Annotated in this window: 1 protein-coding gene; it reads left to right on the forward strand. The window is 58.5% G+C overall.

The annotated features are described in order from the left end of the window. Nucleotides 1-117: 117 nt before the first annotated feature. A partial coding sequence (locus JK635_RS27875; protein WP_202652770.1) for a site-2 protease family protein occupies nucleotides 118-547 on the forward strand: 430 nt, incomplete at its 3' end.

Genomic DNA, 547 nt, shown 5'->3' on the forward strand with positions numbered 1-547 from the left:
CAACAAAATTGTTTTCCATATAAGATGTTGCTAATCGTATAACGTATGAGCGGATCGGAAATGGCTTTGCAGCATGGGCGGGAGACTGCCGGCCGCTGCTGAGAACATGGGGAACAGATGATGATGCTGAAATTGCTGCTGGGCTTGGGACTGATCTGGTTCATCCTCACCTTCCTGCTGGTGATCCATGAATATGGCCACGCGTGCGTCATGCGCCGGCTCGGCATGCGGGTCGACAAAATCATCATTGGCACCGGACCGCTTCTTTTCGCAACCGCGCAGGAAGAAATCCGCCTGCTCCCGTTCATCGGCATGGCCGTCAGCGAGGATTACGCCAAGGCCTCGCTGCGTGACCGTGCGATCGCCGCGGCCGCCGGCCCGGCATCGTCCATTCTTCTTGGCCTGTTTCTGCTGCTGGCCTATTGGATCGTGCCTTCCTGGGCGACGGTGATCGCCGCCAAGGGTTCCCTGCTGCTGGCGGCCATCAACCTGATTCCTCTCCCCCCGTTCGACGGCTTCACGGTGGTCGAAGCGTTTCTGGCCAAAC

The organism is Neobacillus paridis (assembly GCF_016765675.1).
Classification (GTDB): domain Bacteria; phylum Bacillota; class Bacilli; order Bacillales; family Cytobacillaceae; genus Neobacillus; species Neobacillus paridis.